This is a genomic window from Bacillus sp. AFS029637 (genome assembly GCF_002584985.1).
Lineage (GTDB): Bacteria > Bacillota > Bacilli > Bacillales > Bacillaceae_G > Bacillus_A.
This window is the reverse complement of the sequence record NZ_NUPZ01000086.1, coordinates 1-307: the sequence shown is the minus strand read 5'-3', so window position 1 is coordinate 307 and position 307 is coordinate 1. Positions and strand designations below refer to the sequence as shown.

3 tRNA genes are annotated in these 307 nt (G+C 54.1%); all 3 read right to left on the bottom strand.

The window, feature by feature from the left end:
* Positions 1-33 precede the first annotated feature (33 nt).
* A tRNA-Ile gene (locus tag COE49_RS26920) sits at positions 34-110 on the bottom strand.
* A 4-nt stretch (positions 111-114) separates the two neighbouring features.
* Positions 115-191: transfer RNA gene (locus tag COE49_RS26915), tRNA-Met, on the bottom strand.
* A gap of 20 nt (positions 192-211) precedes the next feature.
* A tRNA-Ala gene (locus COE49_RS26910) sits at positions 212-284 on the bottom strand.
* Positions 285-307: the final 23 nt, after the last annotated feature.

The window sequence follows — 307 nt, the reverse complement described above, 5'->3', positions numbered from 1 at the left end:
ACTTGGGTATACCTCCGAGATATAAACGTCTAATGGTGGACCTTGTAGGACTCGAACCTACGACCGGACGGTTATGAGCCGTCTGCTCTAACCAGCTGAGCTAAAGGTCCTTTATGGTAGCGGCGGAGGGGATCGAACCCCCGACCTCACGGGTATGAACCGTACGCTCTAGCCAGCTGAGCTACACCGCCATAAATGATATTAAAATAAGTGGAGCCTAGCGGGATCGAACCGCTGACCTCCTGCGTGCAAGGCAGGCGCTCTCCCAGCTGAGCTAAGGCCCCATGTTTTTGGGAATATCGGGAAG